The 18,903-nt window shown below is 47.7% G+C and carries 15 protein-coding genes, 1 pseudogene and 1 riboswitch; of the genes and pseudogenes, 13 read left to right on the top strand and 3 right to left on the bottom strand.

What is annotated here, in order from left to right; translation table 11 throughout:
* Positions 1 to 162 precede the first annotated feature (162 nt).
* Positions 163 to 687 carry a peptide-methionine (S)-S-oxide reductase MsrA gene (msrA, locus tag CEG13_RS14095; protein ID WP_100012536.1) on the bottom strand — a complete coding sequence of 175 codons (525 nt, stop codon included), beginning with the start codon at positions 685 to 687 and terminating at the stop codon, positions 163 to 165.
* A gap of 111 nt (positions 688 to 798) precedes the next feature.
* Here msrA and CEG13_RS14090 point away from each other — a divergent pair, with 111 nt between their 5' ends.
* Complete coding sequence (locus CEG13_RS14090; RefSeq protein WP_100012535.1) at positions 799 to 1,404, top strand: MOSC domain-containing protein; 606 nt, start codon at positions 799 to 801, stop codon at positions 1,402 to 1,404.
* Positions 1,405 to 1,523: 119 nt separating this feature from the next.
* Here CEG13_RS14090 and CEG13_RS19145 read toward each other — a convergent pair whose 3' ends face one another.
* Together CEG13_RS19145 and CEG13_RS19390 are read right to left on the bottom strand one after the other, a co-directional pair.
* Positions 1,524 to 1,829, bottom strand: coding sequence for a hypothetical protein (locus CEG13_RS19145; protein WP_239984660.1), 306 nt, complete (start codon positions 1,827 to 1,829; stop codon positions 1,524 to 1,526).
* A gap of 6 nt (positions 1,830 to 1,835) precedes the next feature.
* Positions 1,836 to 1,931 (bottom strand): annotated as a pseudogene (locus CEG13_RS19390) (DUF1648 domain-containing protein); the annotation flags it as partial.
* 311 nt (positions 1,932 to 2,242) lie between these two features.
* Between CEG13_RS19390 and CEG13_RS14080 the strand changes: the two are divergent.
* From CEG13_RS14080 to CEG13_RS14020, 12 genes are all read left to right on the top strand, one after another.
* Complete coding sequence (locus tag CEG13_RS14080) at positions 2,243 to 2,887, top strand: DUF2179 domain-containing protein (RefSeq protein ID WP_239984659.1); 645 nt, start codon at positions 2,243 to 2,245, stop codon at positions 2,885 to 2,887.
* 166 nt (positions 2,888 to 3,053) lie between these two features.
* The gene (locus CEG13_RS14075; RefSeq protein ID WP_100012533.1) at positions 3,054 to 6,311 is read left to right on the top strand and encodes an AfsR/SARP family transcriptional regulator; all 3,258 of its coding nucleotides are present in this window, start codon (positions 3,054 to 3,056) and stop codon (positions 6,309 to 6,311) included.
* Positions 6,312 to 6,674: 363 nt separating this feature from the next.
* Positions 6,675 to 7,880 (top strand): substrate-binding domain-containing protein, encoded by a 1,206-nt coding sequence (locus CEG13_RS14070; RefSeq protein WP_100012532.1) that lies wholly within the window; start codon positions 6,675 to 6,677, stop codon positions 7,878 to 7,880.
* Positions 7,881 to 7,965: 85 nt separating this feature from the next.
* The gene (locus tag CEG13_RS14065; RefSeq protein WP_100012531.1) at positions 7,966 to 8,730 is read left to right on the top strand and encodes an ABC transporter ATP-binding protein; all 765 of its coding nucleotides are present in this window, start codon (positions 7,966 to 7,968) and stop codon (positions 8,728 to 8,730) included.
* Positions 8,714 to 9,421, top strand: coding sequence for an ABC transporter ATP-binding protein (locus CEG13_RS14060; RefSeq protein ID WP_100012530.1), 708 nt, complete (start codon positions 8,714 to 8,716; stop codon positions 9,419 to 9,421). The genes CEG13_RS14065 and CEG13_RS14060 overlap by 17 nt, the downstream gene beginning before the upstream one ends.
* A 15-nt stretch (positions 9,422 to 9,436) precedes the next feature.
* On the top strand, positions 9,437 to 10,297 hold the full coding sequence (locus CEG13_RS14055) for a branched-chain amino acid ABC transporter permease (protein ID WP_100012529.1): 861 nt from the start codon (positions 9,437 to 9,439) through the stop codon (positions 10,295 to 10,297).
* A 6-nt stretch (positions 10,298 to 10,303) separates the two neighbouring features.
* The gene (locus CEG13_RS14050) at positions 10,304 to 11,290 is read left to right on the top strand and encodes a branched-chain amino acid ABC transporter permease (protein WP_100012528.1); all 987 of its coding nucleotides are present in this window, start codon (positions 10,304 to 10,306) and stop codon (positions 11,288 to 11,290) included.
* Between the two features lie 18 nt (positions 11,291 to 11,308).
* Positions 11,309 to 12,331 carry a 3-oxoacyl-ACP synthase gene (locus tag CEG13_RS14045; RefSeq protein ID WP_100012527.1) on the top strand — a complete coding sequence of 341 codons (1,023 nt, stop codon included), beginning with the start codon at positions 11,309 to 11,311 and terminating at the stop codon, positions 12,329 to 12,331.
* A 646-nt stretch (positions 12,332 to 12,977) separates the two neighbouring features.
* Positions 12,978 to 13,892 carry an intracellular short-chain-length polyhydroxyalkanoate depolymerase gene (gene phaZ / locus CEG13_RS14035; RefSeq protein ID WP_100012525.1) on the top strand — a complete coding sequence of 305 codons (915 nt, stop codon included), beginning with the start codon at positions 12,978 to 12,980 and terminating at the stop codon, positions 13,890 to 13,892.
* Positions 13,893 to 14,636 carry a 3-oxoacyl-ACP reductase FabG gene (gene fabG, locus CEG13_RS14030; RefSeq protein WP_100012524.1) on the top strand — a complete coding sequence of 248 codons (744 nt, stop codon included), beginning with the start codon at positions 13,893 to 13,895 and terminating at the stop codon, positions 14,634 to 14,636.
* Positions 14,637 to 14,761: 125 nt separating this feature from the next.
* Positions 14,762 to 16,267, top strand: a complete 1,506-nt coding sequence (locus CEG13_RS14025) for an acyl-CoA synthetase (RefSeq protein ID WP_100012523.1) — start codon at positions 14,762 to 14,764, stop codon at positions 16,265 to 16,267.
* Positions 16,268 to 16,447: 180 nt separating this feature from the next.
* Positions 16,448 to 18,373, top strand: a complete 1,926-nt coding sequence (locus tag CEG13_RS14020; RefSeq protein WP_239984658.1) for an FUSC family protein — start codon at positions 16,448 to 16,450, stop codon at positions 18,371 to 18,373.
* A 422-nt stretch (positions 18,374 to 18,795) separates the two neighbouring features.
* Positions 18,796 to 18,895, top strand: a riboswitch (purine riboswitch).
* The last annotated feature ends 8 nt before the right edge of the window (positions 18,896 to 18,903 follow it).

The raw sequence follows: 18,903 nt of genomic DNA, 5'->3' as shown, positions 1-18,903 counted from the left end.
CCGGTTTTTGCGCGTTTATTGAGCGTCCAGGAGCGGGGGATTCGGCGGGAGAGCAGAAACTTCAACCCGAGAGCGGAAACTTCAACCCGCAGAAACTTCAACCCCAGAGTGGAAACTTCAACCCTAAGTGCGACTCCCAAACAAAATGAGCTGCCGTCCTTATCACTTCCAAACTTCTTCAATAAATTCATCCCGTCCGGACTTAGCACGGTCTTCTTTATATTCCTTTTCGTTTTTCTTATAAAAGTCCTGATGATATTCCTCTGCAGGATAAAAAGTCGCTGCCGGCAAAATTGGGGTCACAATCGGCTTGGAGAATTTCCCGCTGTCCGCAAGCTGCTGTTTGGAATTCTCCGCCAGCCGCTGCTGATCTTCATTATGATAAAAAATCGCCGCCCGGTACGAGTCTCCTCTGTCCTGAAATTGCCCACTGTCGTCTGTCGGGTCGATTTGCTGCCAAAAGATGGGGAGGATTTCTTCAAACGCAATGATGTCTGGATCATAAGTGATTTCCACTGCCTCAAAATGACCAGTCGTTCCGCTTTTCACTTCCTCGTATGTCGGGTTTTCTGTATGGCCGCCGGTATAGCCGGAAATGACGCTGTGCACGCCGTCCCACTGATCAAATGGTTTTACCATACACCAGAAGCACCCGCCGGCAAATGTTGCTGTTTTTGTTTTTGACATGGTTGCCCCCTCCTCATATTCAGGATTTTTGCCGAATATTGTAAAACAGTAGCGAATCTTAAGCTTTTCTAATAAACTATACTATATCACAGATGGGGAGCGGGTGGCACGATGGACGAACCATACGTACATAAAATATTCACCGAGGCAGATTCGAGCGAGAATGGTTTCTGGCTTGGCAAAAGCGGATTTTCCGGTGAAGCCAAGGATGCGGACATAGCCGTTTTCGCCTACCCGATAAAACACTATACAGCGTGGCAAAATGATCTGCAGCGCCCTGACTTGGATATCGGTTCAATGGGTGAGCATTTTTCCGTATTGGAAATGGACGAGTTTACCGTCTGCATTGGCGATGTTTTTCAAATGGGCAACGCCGTTCTGCAGGTCTCCCAGCCATATCAGCCTTATTGGGATCCGTCAGCAGACCGGGAGATTGTGCAGCAGATGCAGCAAAGCGGCAAAACCGGCTGGTATTTCCGTGTGCTTGAGGAAGGCTACGTGCAGCCGCAAACTGACTTGGCCTTGATCGAACAGCCTTATTCGAGATGGTCGGTTGCCGCCTGTAATGAAGTTCTATTTCTAAATCAGGATGATCTGCGATTGGCACATGACCTTCTGGAATGCGACTTGCTAGCTAAGAGCTGGAAGCGTCCACTTAAGCAAAGGCTTTTCGGCAAGGTATCCGCAGAACGCAAGCTGATTTATAACCGTTCTTGAGGGCAAACAGCTTTGGGAATTTACTTTTTTAAATGAAAATGCCACCTTTTCATAACTATAATCGATTATAGTTGTAAGGAGGTGGCATGTTTTTAGCAGTTTCTTGAAAGAAACCTGGTTTATTTCTTTTTGGCATGCTTAATACCTTCAAAAATATGATAGGTAAACGCGCCGATCACCAGGATACCTATAAAGCTCAAATGAATTTGTCCAAGCCCATTTTGGGATGGCAGGGAAATTTGTATAAACTCCAAGCTGAAAACGGAGAAGAGCAAAACAGCCCCAAGGGAAGTCCAGCTTATAATCAGTTTTTGTTTCTTCAGTTCAGCGTATGAGTCTATCTTTTTTCCTTGATAGCTAAATTTATGTGCAAAGCGTCTGATGAGTAATCCTGATACGTAAAAAATAACAGTAATCAAGATCATTAAAGTTGTATACCATTTTGACCCGTATCGATCCGCCTCTCCATTTGTAAAATGAACGGGGATCTGGTCAGGAAGATAATCCCAAATGTTAATTAAATACAGGGATAAAGCAAGGATGGAACCAATGGAAATTACATCGTGTAATAAAAATATTTTGGACTTAACTTCAGACGACTTTATTTTTACAATAACGGCGGCGCTCCTTTACATGTGCTAATCAAGGGGGCTTATTATTACTTACGGGAAGGGATTACTTTCTTTAGGATAGCTCAATAGGTCTGTGGAAACAAGTGGGTTAACAAATTATAAAATAATGGTACGGGAATGAATTTCCCTTCATTGCTCTCAATTAATTGCCATATAATTTCTATATAGGTTATTCTAAAGTAACAGAAATACAGGAGGTCTTCACATTGCTGGAAAACGCGTTTGCCATGGTCGCGATCATACTTGTAATTAATATCGTATATGTCACCCTATCAACTCTAAGGATGATCCTTACATTAAAGGGACGGCGCTATGTCGCGGCATTTGTCAGTATGTTTGAAATTGTGATCTATGTACTTGGGCTTGGGCTGGTGCTGGATAATTTGGACCAGATCCAAAACCTTATTGCCTACGCTGTCGGATTTGGCACAGGGGTTGTTGTCGGCACGAAAATTGAGGAAAAGCTGGCGCTGGGCTATATTACGGTGAATGTGATTTCGACCAATCCGGATTTTGAATTTACGCGCAAACTCCGGGATAAGGGCTATGGCGTAACCAGTTCGTTTGCCTATGGAATGGATGGCGACCGGCTTTCCATGCAAATCCTGACACCACGGAAATACGAGCTGCGTCTTTATGAAACGATAAAAGAAATTGATGAGAAAGCCTTCATTATCTCCTATGAACCGAAACAGATCCATGGCGGTTTCTGGGTCAAGCAGGTACGCAAAGGAAGACTGATGAACCCAAGGAAGAAAAAAGAGGCTGGTGCACCGGCTGAAGCTCCGCCGGAGGAACCTTTAGGCACACCGCCTTTAAAAAATCAAACAGGTCCGAGCAAGCCGGAATAGAGAGGAAAGAATGAATAGATCGAAAACGGTCTATTCATTTTCTATATTTTCCTTTAAAATAAAAGGAAGAAGTATTGATGAGGGCATAAATTAAAGCGGTTTCAACATATGATTTTTAGTATAAAAGGAAAAGAAAGATCATCACCAAAAAGGAGGGAAAACCAGCATGGGAACGATACCGATTATTCAAAGCCAGTTTGCTCCGCCGCCTGTGAAGGAATGGTTTGTGCGGCGCAACCAGCTGAACAGAAAACTAAGCAATATCCCTGCATATCGGCTGACACTGCTATATGCAGGTGCCGGCTATGGAAAAAGCACAGCGATGTCTTTGTTTATTCATGATAATGCCACAGATGCCTGCTGGTATTCCCTTTCGCAAAATGATGATGACATCCTGCCTTTTCTGACAAAATTAATTCGGTCCATCAAATATAGGCATCCGCAATTTGGAACGCTCATCCAAAAAGAGTTGGAAGCCATTGCTAATTACTTATCGACGGAGGAGGTCTATGCACTCGCCTCTACTTGGATAAACGAAGTAATGGAACTCAGGAGTCAAGTGGTGCTTGTATTGGATGACTTTCACCATGTGGTGCATTCGAAGGAGATAAAACAGTGGCTTTTGTTTGTCCTTGAGCATATTCCGTCCAATTTGCACCTGGTGGTTTCAAGCAGGACCAAGCCGGATTGGGAGGTTGTTCCCAAATTAAAACTTAAAGGAGAGCTGCTAGAGATCACGCAGGAAGACTTGTCCTTATCACAGGAGGAGATGTCTTTCATTTTGGAAGATATGCAGCATCTTAAGATCAGTGATGATGAGGTCAGTAAAATTTTCCAATTGACCGAGGGGTGGACCATTGCCTTCAACATGCTGATCCAGCAGCTGCAGGCAGAGTCAATCTCGATCGAGGAGATTTTCCAAAACAGGCAGAAGTCGCTGGAGGATTTGTTTGATTATTTGGCTTCGGAAGTTTTGTCCAAGCAATCTTTAATCATCCAGCAATTTTTACTGCAGTCGAGTGTAATGGAGGTGCTTAGTCCAGATGCCTGCGATCAAATCTTGCAGCTGCAGGGGTCGAAGGAGATTCTGGCAGGGCTCGTGAAACAGAATGCGTTTATTGTGGAGGCGAAAGGAGAGTATTACCGCTATCATGCATTGTTTAAAGCGTTTTTGGAAAATCGCCTGCATTTGCAGTATGAAGCGGAATACAAGGAGCTGCATAAACGAGCGGCAGATTATTATGAAAGCAGGCAGGATATAGAGACTGCACTCTATCATTATCAACGAATAGAAGCCTACCCTGCCATAGCCTCTCTCCTGAATCAGCACGCGCCAGAAATGCTGCGCACAGGCAGACTGCAAATTTTGTTTGAACTGCTGATCAGCTTGCCAGGTGTATGTAAGCAAAAATATCCGGCGCTGTATTTTTACCAGGGGGAGATTGAGCGCTATCGTTCGCTATATGAACAGGCGGAGCAAAACTATGAAACAATCATTAATCTGGTTCCGGAAGACGAGGCAGATTACTATTACCTTGCAGGACTGGCATATGAAGGGAAGGCGCGAATTTATCTGGATACAATCCAGCCGGATAAGGCGGAACGTTTCGTCAATCAGGCGATCCACATGCGGGAAAAAGCAAAGGCCCCCAAGGAGGAGATGGCCCGGCTGTATATGCTGATGGCGGAAAATCTATTGAATGCGGGGCAGGCAGTTAAGGCGGAGACGTGGTACGACCGGGCTACCTTGTTGGATCTCCCGGTGGAAGAAAGCAATCTGCTGGCACGCATTTACCTTCGAACAGGCAGGCTGACAAAAGCGAAACAACTGCTCATCGAACGAAAAGGTGCAGCTGTGGAACAGAACACCAAGCACCTGCCGCAGTCCCACAGGGAAACGGATATCCTGCTTTCAATCATTGAGGCATATATGGGCAATGCGCTGGAGGGGAAAAAGCTGGGCGCCGCCGGCATTCAGTTAGGGCTCTCCATTCAATCACCATTTGTGGAGGCCTGCGGCTGGATGCGGATGGGTCATGCCGTGCAGCTTCTTGATCAGTATGATATGGATTTGGCTGTCGAATGTTATGAGACGGCGCTGGACATTATGGAAAAAATCAATGTCTCCCGCGGTAAAGCAGAACCGCATATGGGACTTGCTATTCTTTATGGAAAGAAGCAGGATTATGAACGGGCAATCCGGCATGCTGATAAAGGCTTAATCGAAACGGAAAAGGTGAATGACCGCTGGCTGAGTGCGATGATCAAACTGGGTCGCGGTCTGACGGAAATTTACAATGGAAATTATCTAAAGGCCTCATGTCTTATAGGGAAGGTGCGGGCGGATATGATATCCTGCGGCGACCGCTATGGCGTGATGGTTACTGATTTCTGGGTTGCGTATATTGCCATGGAAAAGCAGGATGACCCCGCCTTCCATGAGCAAATGCAGCGTTTTCTCCAGGAAGTGCGCACAGGGCAGTATGAATTTTTCCTGCAAAAACGGACGACCTTTGGCCCGGCAGATATGAAGAATATTGCTCCAATGCTCTTGAAGGCAAAAGAGCTGCAAATCGATCCGCTTTATGTGTCCAGGCTGCTGTATGAATTGGGCTATGGGGAAGATATCAAGACTCATCCCGGATATACACTGGCCATTCATACACTTGGCGGGCTGAATGTATGGCTTGGCGCAAAGAAACTGGAACCGCAGGACTGGCAGCGGGGCAAAGCAAAAGAATTGTTTGCACTGTTCATTACGAATCGGGACCACTTACTCGTCAAGGAAGAAATTTTTCATCATCTGTGGCCCGAAGAAGCGGAGCAAACAGCAAACAAAAAATTCAAAGTGACGCTGAATGCTTTGTTGAAAGCGCTGGAACCGCATCGCAAGGCGAGAGAAGATTCCTTTTTCATTACGCGCAGCGGCAGTGCCTATGGCTTAAATATGGATGCAGGTTATGAACTTGACATTCATCAGTTTGAGGAACGAATCATGAGCGGCCTGGAGGAGAAAGATCCCAAATCGGCAAAAGAACTGCTGGAAAGCGGGCTGCAGCTGTACCAGGGAAATTATCTGGCTGAGCTTCGTTTTGCTTCCTGGAGTTTGGCAGAAAGGGAACGTTTGCAGCTGTTATATTTGCGCGGGGCGGAGAAATTGGCCCAGCTTGCCGTCCGGCTGCTTGACTTCCACCTTTGTATCGAATGGTGTGAAAAAATACTGGCGGTGGATAATACATGGGAAGAGGCTTACCGGCTGATGATGTACAGTTATTACCAGAACAACAACCGGCCACAAGCGATCCGCTGGTATGAACGATGCAGCCGAATCCTGAATGAGGAACTGGGCGTGGAGCCAATGGAAGCGACACAGGAGATGTATGAGTTGATCATCGCGTCCGGTGAATTGTATACGCATTATTGAGGACTGTCACAGGCTTGTTATAGCTTGGGCAGTTTTTTGTTTGGTTTGGAGGTGGGATTCCCGCTCAAGGCCGGAAGTTCCCGCGCAAGGGCAGAAGTTTCGGCCCACGGGCAGAAGTTTCGGCATACGAGCAGAAGTTCCCGCACACGGGCAGAAGTTTCGGCCCACGAGCAGAAGTTTCGGCAGAAGGGCAGAAGTCCCCGCTCACGCACCGAGATTTCCACTTACGCCCGGAAGCCCCCACTCACGGTTAAGCAACTACCCTGTGCCGCAACTACCCGCCCATTGTAACTTCCCTGTAACTGCTTCGGATTATGATAATGACAAGCAAAAAAGCACCACAAATAAAGGGGGACAACAGTAATGAAGTTTAATCGTATGGTTGGTTTGCTTGCTGCTGTGCTGCTGGCTGGTTTCTTGGCAGCATGCGGGGGCAGTGAAGAAGCTTCAGGCGGCTCGGATGATACGGTGAAAATCGGGGTGCTTGCATCTTTGACTGGTGCGTTGGAGGCATATGGGGAGCAAACGCAGCGTGGTTTTGAGCTGGGTCTGGAATATGCGACCGACGGAACAATGGAAGTGGCGGGAAAGGAAATTGAAGTCATCTTTGAAGATACAGAGACCGACGCTACGGTAGCCCGGCAAAAGGCATTGGCTCTCCTGGAAGATGAGCAGGTGGATTTCCTGGTGGGATCATCCAGCTCAGGGGATACGCTTGCGGTGACACCGCTGGCTGAACAATATGAAACAATTATGGTCGTGGAACCGGCTACCGCGGACAGCATTACCGGGTCGGAATACAATGATTACATTTTCCGGACAGGGAGAAATTCGGCCCAGGATGCAGTGGCAGCGGCTGCTGCGATCGCCGAAGAAGGAGTGGAAATTGCCACATTGGCTCCTGATTATTCCTTTGGGCATGATGGAGTTGCTGCATTTAAGACGGCTGCAGAAGACCTGGGAGCCGAAATCATTCATGAAGAATATGCTGATCAGGCGGCAACAGATTTCACTGCTAATATCCAGAAAATCATTGAAGCAGATCCGGACTATTTATTCGTTGTCTGGTCAGGGGCAAATTCACCTTGGAGCCAGATTGTCGATATGCAATTGCAGGAGCAGGGCATAAAAATCACGACCGGTGCCCCGGATATTGCTGCATTACGTACGATGAACGACCTTGTCGGGATGGAAGGGTTCACTGTCTATTACCATACCTTGCCGGATAACGAAGTAAATGACTGGCTGGTTGAAGAGCATAAAGCGCGTTACGACGGGGAGGTGCCAGATTTGTTTACCCCTGGTGGGATGAGCGCGGCAATTTCAATTGTTGAGGCGCTGGAACAGACAGAGGGGGACACCAATGCGGACACCTTGATCGAAACAATGGAAGGGATGAGTTTTGAAACACCGAAAGGCACCATGACCTTCCGACCGGAGGATCACCAAGCATTGCAGTCAATGTACTCGATTACGCTGGAAGAAAGTGAGGAAGTTGATTATCCGGTGCCTGTGTTGAACGAGGTGCTGACACCGGAAGAAACGGCACCACCGATTATGAACCAATAATAAAGGTGTGCGGACAATGCCCTTGCCTGTTTCCGGCGAGGGCTTGTCATTAATCTTAGGCAAAGGAAAGGGAGCGTAGACAGAAGTGGCCATTTTAGAAACAAACGAGCTGTCGATTACCTTTGGCGGACATGTAGCGGTGAATACTGTCTCCATCCAGATTCCCGAAAAGAAGTTTACCTCGATTATTGGACCGAATGGGGCGGGGAAAACCACCTTTTTTAATCTGCTCAGCGGGCAATTATCTCCCACCGGCGGTTCCATTTATTTTAAAGGCAGCGAAATCACTGGACTGTCGGCAATGGAACGGACAAGGATGGGTATTGGCAGGTCTTTTCAAATTACCAACGTTTTTCCTAACCTGACAGTACTGGAAAATGTGCGGGTCGCTGTGCAATCCGAGGCAAAAGTCCGTTACCAGATGGCTGCCCATTTCCTGCATTATAAAAAATTCCTGGATAAAGCCTATGAAATTCTGGAGAAAGTTTTCCTGACAGATAAAGCGGAGATGCTGGCAGCAAATCTCGCACACGGAGAAAAAAGAAAACTGGAAATCGCTATGCTGCTTGCCCTGGATACGGAAATTCTTCTGCTTGATGAACCAACGGCAGGAATGTCGCTGGAGGAAGTTCCGGCAATTATTGCGGTGCTTAAACAGATCAAGGAGCAAAAGGACCGGACGATCGTGCTGATTGAGCACAAAATGGACATGATTATGGACATGTCGGATGAGGTGCTCGTGCTGTATCACGGAGAGCTGCTGGCAAAGGGGACACCACAGGAAATTGTCGAGAATGAAGCTGTTCAATCCGCATATTTGGGAGGGGATTTTCATGGACAGTCTACTTAAGCTGCAAGAGGTTGAAGCATTTATTGAAAAATACCATATTCTGCATGAGGTTTCTATTTCCGTGCCAAAGGGCGGCGTAACTGTCCTCCTTGGCAGAAATGGTGCAGGAAAAACAACGACATTGCGGACGATTATGGGGCTCAATCAAGTAAATAAGGGTTCCGTCACCTTTAAGGGGGAGGAAATCCGCAATCTGCCGCCACATCATATTGCCGGTAAAGGGATTGGCTATGTCCCTGAAGATCAGGGGATATTCGGTGAACTGACGGTTGGCGAGAATATCCGGGTCGCTATGAAGAAAGAAAACCAGGAAACGACGAAACGAATGGAATGGGTGCTGGAACTCTTCCCGGACCTTAAGAAATTCTGGAAAAAACCCGGCGGACAGCTGAGTGGCGGGCAAAAACAAATGCTGTCCATTGCCAGGGCCTACCTGAATGAAAATGAGCTGCTCTTGATTGATGAACCAAGCAAAGGGCTGGCTCCAATTGTGGTGGAAAAAGTGACAGAAACGATTGAGCAGATGAAAGAGGAAGCGACGATCCTTCTGGTGGAACAGAACTTTGCCATGGCAAACAAGGTGGGGGATCAGTTTTATATTATTGATGACGGTCAGACTGTCCACAGCGGCCGGATGGAAGAGTTGCAGGAAGATAAAGCAGTCATGAAAAAATATCTTGGCATTTCGTAGGGGGAGGTTTCCTGAATGGATTTAATCATTACGCTTATTATTAATGGCCTCGCGACAGGCATGCTGATCTTCCTCCTAGCTGCAGGACTGACACTGATTTTCGGCCTGATGCATGTCTTGAACTTTGCCCATGGCGGGCTGTTTATCTGGGGGGCATTTACCGGGGTTTGGGTTTATCAGCTCAGTGGCAGTCTGCTGCTTGGAATAGGAGCGGCGATTTTTACCGGCCTGGTGCTTGGGCTAATTACGGAACGGCTGATTATCCGGCCGGTTTATGGAAATACGATGCAGCAGATTCTGATTACACTTGGATTGATGCTGGTTCTGCAGGAATTGATCAAGGTAGTGTACGGACCGGATCAGGTTGCTGTTGCGCCACCTGAATACCTGGATGGAAGTTTCCTTATTGGAGATATTGTCTTAATCAAATACCGCTTGTTCATTATTGCTGTCGGGCTGCTTGTGTTTATTGTGATCTCGTTCATTTTAAAACGTACAAAGATCGGTCTGGTTGTTCGGGCAGGGGTGATGAATAAGGAAATGGTACAGGCGCTCGGGATTAATATTCAGGTGGTGTTCATGCTGGTATTTATGGCAGGAGCGGCACTGGCAGCGCTCAGCGGCATTCTTCATGCACTGTATTCGGGGGTTATTTATGCGGAGATGGGACTGGAATTTTCCATCCTGGCCTTCATTGTTGTGGTGATCGGCGGGATGGGCAGTTTTAAAGGTTCCTTGTTTGCCGCCATTCTGGTTGGTCTGGCGCAGGCATTCATGGCCTATTATGTTCCGTTTCTTTCACTGGCGGTCAATATGCTCTTAATGGTCATTGTACTCATCTTCCGGCCGCAGGGCTTGTTTCGGGGAAAGGAGTGAGGAAGCATGCGATTAGGCAATATCGATAAAACAACCTGGATCTATCTGGGCATTGCACTCGCCTTGTTTATTGTTCCGTTTATTTTGACGGGAAGAAGTGCGCAGTTCATTATGATACAAATTTTCATCTTTGCTATCTTTGCAATGAGCTATGACCTGCTGCTTGGCTATACCGGAATTATTTCTTTTGGGCATGTGATGTTCTTTGGAATCGGTGCCTATTCTACTGCAATTTTTATGGATCGGCTCGATGCTTCGATTGGTGCCCTCGTCTTGGCAGTTGCCGTTGCGGTGATTTTAGCGGCGATAGTCAGTTTCATTGTCGGGATGCTGACCCTCCGGCTGAAAAGCCATTTTTACGCGATGCTCACACTGGGTCTTGCCGGCTTATTTCTTGTAGTTGCGGAAAAATGGCGCCCGCTGACTGGCGGGTTTGACGGATTTACCTTTCGGGTGCCGGATTTGCTAAGTACTTCCGAATCCTTATATACGCTGAGTTTGATATCACTCATCCTCATTTTTTTCGGACTTCGGCGGTTTACCAATTCGCCTTTTGGAAAAGTTTTGATGACCATCCGGGAGAATGAGGAGCGAACAGAATCGCTCGGGTATAATGTGCTGCATTACAAGGTGATTGCCAGTGTAGTTTCCGGTGTGGTGGCAAGCTTTGCCGGGGTGCTTTACATGCTCTCCCTCCGATTTGTGGATACAAGTGTTTTTGCGACCGATATAACGATTGATGTGCTCCTGATGACCATCATCGGTGGGGTCGGAACCCTGGTAGGGCCGATTCTTGGAGCCGGTCTGGTCGAACTGGCACATCACTGGCTGTCCGGCTTGTCGGATGTGCACTGGATATTTGAACGCTGGATCATTCTTTATGGAACGGTTTATATCCTTGTTGTCATCTTTTTCCCGCTTGGGATCGTTGGCACCATCCGAAAAAAGATGGCCAAACGTACAGCCGTTCAGGCGCGTTCAATAAAAAAATGATCATAGGAGGGTTGAAGGATGGACATCGGCATCGTGAGCACCGGGGTTTATCTGCCGGAAAAACGGATGACATCCAGAGAAATTGCTGAAGAAGCAGGACTTCCTTTGGAGGTTGTCGAATATAAGATGGGAATAAGAGAAAAACCGGTGCCTGGTGAGGAAGACCATACAGGAGAGATGGGCATCCGTGCTGCCAAAACAGCGATTGAAAAAGCCGCAATGGATCCGGAAACGATCGATCTCGTGATTTACATCGGTGAAGAGCATAAGGAATATCCGCTCTGGACAGCGGGGATTAAGCTGCAGTATGAAATAGGCGCAAGAAATGCCTGGGCGTTTGACACAGCATTGCGCTGCGGCACGACAATTATGGCCCTGAAGCTGGCAAAAGATATCATGACAGCGGATGAGACAGTGGGTACGGTGCTTTTGGCCGGAGGGTACCGAAATGTGGATTTTATCAATTATCAAAATCCCCGCACCCGTTTCATGTTCAACCTGGGAGCAGGCGGTGCAGCGGTTATCCTGCAAAAAGGGCATACCGCCAATCAGCTTTTGGGCACTCATCTGATTACCGATGGCGCTTTTTCCGAAGATGTCGTCGTGCCTGGCGGCGGGACGAAAACGCCTCTGACGGCAGAAGCTTTGGAAGAAGGACTTTATCAGCTTGATGTGCTTGATCCAGAGGGGATGAAAGAGCGGCTGGATCAGAAATCAATGGATAATTTTGTCGCCTGTGTGGAAAAAGCGCTGGAAAAAAGCGGCTGCACCAAGGAAGATATTGATTATGTTGCAATGCTGCACATGAAACGCACGGCACACAGCTATGTGCTGGAGAAGCTCGGGGTCGATCAGGAGAAATCTATTTATCTGGAAAATTACGGCCATATCGGTCAGATGGATCAGATTTTGTCACTGGAACTCGCTCAGCAGCAAGGCAAGTTAAAGGATGGAGATATTGTCGTCCTTGTTTCAGCAGGAATTGGCTATGCATGGGGCGCCAATGTCATTCGCTGGGGAGGAGCAGGAGGTGGCCGTTGATGAAAGTGATATTCATTACGCTTAAATTTTTTGATGTTGTATTTTTTAGGCTAGAATGTTGCTTTGATCTGAATTTCTATAAACTGTTACGTAAATCAGTGGGTTTCATGATCGCCGCTGCGGAAATATACTACGCTTTCCGCGGGTGGCTGGTGAGCCCCCTTGTGCTGTCGCACAGCGGGGTCTCACCGAGGCCATTCCTCCCGCAGGAGTCTTCGTATATTTCCTCCGCTGACTGATGTGTTTTTTGACTCTACTGCTGTTTAAATCAGCCACCACTCTTGATAGTTGATTTCTGCTGCAGGCAGTAGCTTCCCGCAAGCGCGGTTTAAAAGTGCTTCCTGCTCAGGTTTAGACTCGTGCTTCCCCGTAGGAGTTGACTGCCGTCAGCCCCAACCACTACCAACAGAGTGGGAAACTATTGGTTGCTTTTAAAAAACACACCGTTAGCGGAGGAAACACCCCGAGACTCCTGCGGGATGAAAAGCATAGGCGAGACCCCGCAGCGCGACAGCGCGAGGAGGCTCGGCAGCTTCCCGCGGAAAGCGAGGGGTATTTCCGCAGCGGCAGACTAGGTCACAATTTCCATCAACTGCGAAATACAGTACTTACGAAAAGCGCCTATTTTAAAAAGGAGGGATCACCTATGGACAATGTGAAATTGAGAAAGGCTGCATTATCCAATGGGGAAGAAATTGCTTACCGGGAACGGGAGGGAGGAGAGCACCCGCTTTTACTGGTGCATGGAAATATGACTTCCTCGGTCCACTGGGATCTGGTGCTGGAAAATCTTGCGGCAGAATACAAAGTATATGCCATCGATTTGCGCGGGTTTGGGGAATCCAGCTATCATCATCCGATCACTGAAATCAAGGATTTTTCCGATGATGTAAAACTGTTTGTTGACGCGTTGGGGCTTAACTGTTTTGCGATGGCTGGCTGGTCGCTTGGAGGCACGGTCTGTCAGCAGTTCTGCGCCGATTACCCAGATTATTGCACGAAACTGTTTTTGCTTGCGTCGGGCTCCTCAAGAGGGTATGCCTATTACCCGCTTGGCGTGGATGGACCAGATCTTGACAACCGAATTGAGACGCTGGCGGAAATGTTTGAGGATGAAAAGCGGAAAACGGTGCAGACGGCTTACGATACACACAACTATGATTTTCTCAGGCAAATGTGGAATATGGCAATCTACACCCAGCGTCAGCCGGAGGAGAAAAGGTATCGGAAGTATTTAAAAGACATGACCACCCAGCGGAATCTTGCGGAATGCTATCAGGCGCTGAATATTTTTAACATCAGTCACCAGCACAACGGACTTACCGCGGGCAATGGTCTAATCGACCGAATTGATATACCGGTGATGATTGTGTGGGGAGAGCATGATCTGGTGGTAACAAAACAGATGACCGAGGAACTGCGGGAAGACTACGGTGAAAAAGCCGAATACAGGGAGCTGAAGGGCTGCGGACACTCTCCGCTTGTCGATGATCTCGATCAGCTGCTTGCGGTCATGGAGGAATTTTTCACAAGTGAGAAAACCAGTAAAGGAGCTTTATAGATGAGTCGATTACAGGATAAGGTGGCAATTATAACTGGTGGGGCGAATGGAATTGGCTTACAGGCTGCCCGGACTTTCGCAAAAGAGGGAGCCCATGTTGTGATTGCTGATTTTGATGCGGAAACGGGAGCTGCCAGAGAGAGGGAACTGGCCGGAGAAGGGCTGTCCTGCCGCTTTATTCAGGTGGATGTTGCGGACAAGGACAGTGTACAGGCTATGGCAGAGAAAGTGGTGGAGGCATTCGGGAAAATTGACATCCTTATCAATAATGCAGGCATCACCCGGGACGCGATGCTTGCCAAGATGACTACCGAGCAATTTCAGCAGGTGATCGATGTGAATCTGACCGGTGTCTTCCATTGTACACAGGGAGTGCTGCCATCGATGCTGGAAGCGGGCAGTGGCAAGATCGTCAGCACCTCGTCCGTAACGGGAATCTATGGAAACATCGGTCAGACAAATTATGCCGCAGCTAAAGCCGGCATCATCGGAATGACGAAAACCTGGGCAAAGGAATTGGCATCAAAAGGCATTAATGTCAATGCTGTCGTTCCGGGCTTTACCGAAACGCAGATGGTGGAAAATGTTCCGGATAAGGTAATTGAGCGGATGAAAGCACAGGTACCGATGAGACGATTGGGCAAGCCGGAAGACATCGCAAATGCCTATTTATTTCTGGCTTCCGATGAAGCAGCCTATGTTAATGGTCATGTGCTTCATGTGGATGGCGGGATTATGATGTGATGGACAACCGGTCTTTCCTGTGAAAAGGGAAAGACCGGTTGTTCTGTTCATAGAATCTGTAACTGCGATGTAACTATCCTCCTCTACACTTATAAAAGCAACTGGCAGGAAAAGGAGTGGGAGGAATGCAAGGGGACATCAACTGGTTTGAAAGCCGCGCGCGTTTGACACCGACAGAGACAGCTGTAATTGAGGCCAGGACAGATCAATCATGGAGCTATCAGCAACTGCGGGAGCGTGCAGAAAGATTAGCGCAGTATTTTAAGAGTAATGGTATACAAAAAGGCGATCGTGTAGCGATTTTAGCTTCCAATCATATCAGTTATTTTGACTTCTTTTTTGCCTGTATGAAAACAGGCGCGATTTTTGTGCCGCTAAACTGGCGCCTGGCTGAGGCGGAACTGACTTACATTTTGGATGATGCCGCGCCAGTGCTTATCGGAGTGGAACCACAGTATCTGGAAAAACTCCCGTCTCGTAAGACAGAAGCAGAAGTGCAGTTGATTCCTGACAGCAATTATTTGGACCTGCTGTCGGCTGAACCGGCCGCGTTTCATACGGAATTAAAGGAAACTGACCCTCTTGCCATGATCTATACCGGAGGGACAACCGGCCGGCCAAAAGGTGTGGTGCTGTCCCATCGTTCCATCCTGTGGAATGCGATGAATACGGTGATCACCTGGAGTCTGAGCAAGGAAGATACGACGCTCACCTGCATGCCGATGTTTCATACAGGCGGGCTCAATGTTTATTGCCTGCCGCTTCTTCTGGTGGGCGGGAAAATCGTGCTTGCCTCGGAGTTTGACCCGAAACAGGCAGTAGAGGATTTGCTGAAATATAGATGCACGGTCGTTCTTTTTGTACCAACGATGTACCATATGATTATTCAGACTAAAGTCTTTCAGCGATCCAGTTTCCCGGATATGAAAGTGTTTGTCTCCGGCGGGGCGCCTTGCCCGAATCCCATTTATGAAGCGTTTGCCAAGAAAGGGCTGGCGTTTAAAGAAGGATACGGACTTACCGAAGCGGGGCCGAATAATTTTTACATTGAATCGAAGGATGTAATGCAAAAACCAGGATCTGTCGGAAAGCCGATGCTGTTCAATGATATCCGGATTGTAACCGATGACGGAGTTCAGGCAGCTGCAGAGGAAGTAGGTGAATTATTGCTGCGGGGAAACCATTCCTTTGAATTCTACTGGAACAAACCGGATCAGACAGCGGACACTATTCGTGACGGCTGGATTCACACAGGCGACTTGGCCAGAAGTGATGCAGAAGGCTTTGTTTACATCGTTGGCAGGAAGAAGGATATGATCATCACCGGCGGGGAGAATGTTTATCCATTGGAAGTGGAAAACTGGCTGGAGGCACATGAGGCAGTGGACGAAGTTGCAGTAATAGGGCTCGAGGATGATAAGTGGGGAGAAGTCGTCACCGCATTTGTCGTATTGAAAACCGAGCTGAGCGTAGCGGAACTGGAAACCTACTGCAAACAGAAACTGACCCGCTATAAGGTTCCAAAGCAGTTTTACCTTGTCGATGAATTGCCGAAAACTCCAGTCGGAAAAATTGATAAAGCTAAGCTGAAGAAGGAAGCGGCGAAGCAAAAAGATAGCACAATTTCCTGAGGGGGTTGTGCTTTTTTTGCAAGTGGGATAGGCGCAAACCGTAAAGCTTTGAATCTTTTATTGAACAGGCGTAAAATGAGGAAGGGCTGATTTTTCTTATCAGCTCTTCTTTATTTTACACATTATTAGCAAATAGTAAGAATGCGAAAAGTTCTTGGAGGAAAAGAGGAATAAAGCATCTTGAGCAATACTTGGAAAACAATCAGACAGGCTTTTGAAATTAAAAACAATCCATATCCATGGAATAAGGCGATCAGTGCTGGGATTTGCTTGTCCTTTCCCGTTTTGATTGGGTTGTTATTCGGAAGCTTACAAAATGGATTATATGCAGGGATCGGCGGTTTCACCTATCTGTACATGTTCAATGAGCCATATGCACAGCGGGCGAAAAAGCTGTTTTTTGTGATGATCGGTCTTGCTGCGGCTGTAGGGATGGGGACACTGCTCGCGCCATATCCTTATGCGATTGCTGTTGCGGCGGGGGTAATCGGCTTGGTCGGGACATTTATATTTGGCGCATTGAAAATACCCGGTCCTGCCGCTATATTTTTTATTCTGGTTTTCACGATGACATCGGCAATGGAAATAGACCCGTCACAGGCTCCGCTTCGTGCAGGACTTGTACTGCTTGGAGGCGCGTTCTCGTGGCTGGTCGCTATGTACGGTTGGTTTATTAACCCCCGGGGTCCGGAAACAGCTGCCATTAAACGTGTCTACACCCAATTGGCCCAATTACTTGATTCCGTGGGAACGGAGGAGTTCAGCAGTGCAAGACAGCGTACACTGCAGCAAGTTAGGGCGGCAGAAAACACACTGCATTCGGGATATATTCCATGGGATAAATCATCCGAGTATAAAAAGTTATACCGGCTATATGAGCAGGCAAATAGCCTATTTTCCGAGGTGCTGGAATTTCATGCCCCAAGAAAAACCAGGCTGCCGGGAGAACTTGGAGAATCTTTACGGGTGCTAACTGCCTCTATTGGAGGGAAAGCATCTAAACCAATACAGCTGCCGGAATACACGGATGCGGTAACAAACCGGTTGATGAATGAAATAGCTGAAGTGCATGAGATTTTGAGCGGGCGCGAGGAAAATACAAAACGAAAAATGCGTATTTCCAAACCATCCGTAAATGAGGTGTTCAGTGGCGCCTTCCATAAGAATTCCATTGTTTTCGTGTCAGCAATAAGATATGGGTTTATCCTTATGGTTGCAGCACTTATCGCATTTTCTTTTGATTTTGATCGTTCATACTGGATACCGCTGTCCTGTGCTGCCGTTATGCTAGGTTCAACGGTTGTGACGACATTCCACCGTGCTATTCAGAGGTCGGTGGGGACAGTGGTTGGGATTCTTTTAGCTAGCGTACTTCTTTCCACACACCCGGGTGGTTATCTGATTGTACTTATCATTTTTCTTCTTTCATCGCTGACGGAGCTGTTTATTCCGCGGAACTATGCAATTGCACTGTTTTTTATTACTCCAAATGCTATTTTTATGGCCGAAAATACAACCCAAATATATGATGTCAGTTATTTTGCTTCGACAAGAATTATAGACATTTTTATTGGCTGTGCGATCGGGCTGATTGGAACGTACCTGATTGGCAGACGCTCCGCTTCCAGCCGCATTCCTCATCTGTTATCCAAAACGATTCGCAGCCAGATGGGCCTGGTTGTATTGCTGTTTTCCCAGCAGCGGTCTGAGGCTGAGGTGATGGACAGCGGGGAAATGAAGAAGATGAAAACCAATTTAAACAATCTGGGGATCGTTTATACAACAGCGCTGGGGGAAATACCGCGAAATAAAAAAGCATTGGACCACCTTTGGCCGGTAATTTATTCCATTGAACATCTTGGATATTTACTGGAAGCAGCGGCTGCAAAAACAAACCGCCCCGTGCTTCGTGATGAAGATTTATCCCAATTGCTGCTTGTCTTTGAAATGATGGCAAAGGCTGCAGGGGGGAAACGGTCGCCTGCCACGAGATATGTTCCGGAAATTGAAGGGTATCCCCTTATTCAAAAAGAGATTGGGGATCTTCAGCAGGCGTTGCAGATGCATGAGTTGCCGGGAGAGCGTGGGGTTGGACAGATGAGGTAGTTTTGGGCTGGTGAGTGGTTGATTGATTGAATCGGGCGAGCTTCGGCTTAAGTCGGGCGAGTCGAACGTCTAATCGGGCGAGTGACGGTCCAAGTCGGGCGAGTCAGCGGTCAAATCGGGCGACCTCATATTCAAGTCGGGCGAACTGAATCGCGCGGGGCACACGCCAGGTCGCGCAACCGACGCGCCAAGTCGCGCACCGACACGCCAAATAGCGCACCCTCGCGCTCAAGTCGCGCACCTCCACGCTCGAATCGCGTGCCACGCGATCAAATGCTGCACATGAAAGCTAGCGTATCGCTTACCAACTACGCTCCCTCCACAAAAACCGAACAATAAAATAAAACCACAATAAATCGTTCGATATTTTATTGATTTTTCCTTTCTGATCTGCTATTCTAAAGATGCGAGATCAGAAACCACTCAAATAAAATAAACCACCTCATATATTTCCGGGAATATGGCCCGGAAGTCTCTACCAGGCACCGTAAATGCCGGACTATGAGGGAGGATGAACATTCTCGGACAAT

Source organism: Lentibacillus sediminis (assembly GCF_002763455.1).
GTDB classification, from domain to species: Bacteria; Bacillota; Bacilli; order Bacillales; family Amphibacillaceae; genus Lentibacillus_D; species Lentibacillus_D sediminis_A.
Note: the sequence above shows the minus strand (reverse complement) of the source record. Positions and strands in the feature narration are given on the sequence as shown.

Coding starts and splice junctions, on each gene's coding strand:
- msrA (WP_100012536.1), bottom strand. CDS start 687: ATGTCAAAAACAAAAACAGCAACATTTGCCGGCGGGTGCTTCTGGTGT.
- CEG13_RS14090 (WP_100012535.1), top strand. CDS start 799: ATGGACGAACCATACGTACATAAAATATTCACCGAGGCAGATTCGAGC.
- CEG13_RS19145 (WP_239984660.1), bottom strand. CDS start 1,829: ATGATCTTGATTACTGTTATTTTTTACGTATCAGGATTACTCATCAGA.
- CEG13_RS14075 (WP_100012533.1), top strand. CDS start 3,054: ATGGGAACGATACCGATTATTCAAAGCCAGTTTGCTCCGCCGCCTGTG.
- CEG13_RS14070 (WP_100012532.1), top strand. CDS start 6,675: ATGAAGTTTAATCGTATGGTTGGTTTGCTTGCTGCTGTGCTGCTGGCT.
- CEG13_RS14060 (WP_100012530.1), top strand. CDS start 8,714: ATGGACAGTCTACTTAAGCTGCAAGAGGTTGAAGCATTTATTGAAAAA.
- CEG13_RS14055 (WP_100012529.1), top strand. CDS start 9,437: ATGGATTTAATCATTACGCTTATTATTAATGGCCTCGCGACAGGCATG.
- CEG13_RS14050 (WP_100012528.1), top strand. CDS start 10,304: ATGCGATTAGGCAATATCGATAAAACAACCTGGATCTATCTGGGCATT.
- CEG13_RS14045 (WP_100012527.1), top strand. CDS start 11,309: ATGGACATCGGCATCGTGAGCACCGGGGTTTATCTGCCGGAAAAACGG.
- phaZ (WP_100012525.1), top strand. CDS start 12,978: ATGGACAATGTGAAATTGAGAAAGGCTGCATTATCCAATGGGGAAGAA.
- fabG (WP_100012524.1), top strand. CDS start 13,893: ATGAGTCGATTACAGGATAAGGTGGCAATTATAACTGGTGGGGCGAAT.
- CEG13_RS14025 (WP_100012523.1), top strand. CDS start 14,762: ATGCAAGGGGACATCAACTGGTTTGAAAGCCGCGCGCGTTTGACACCG.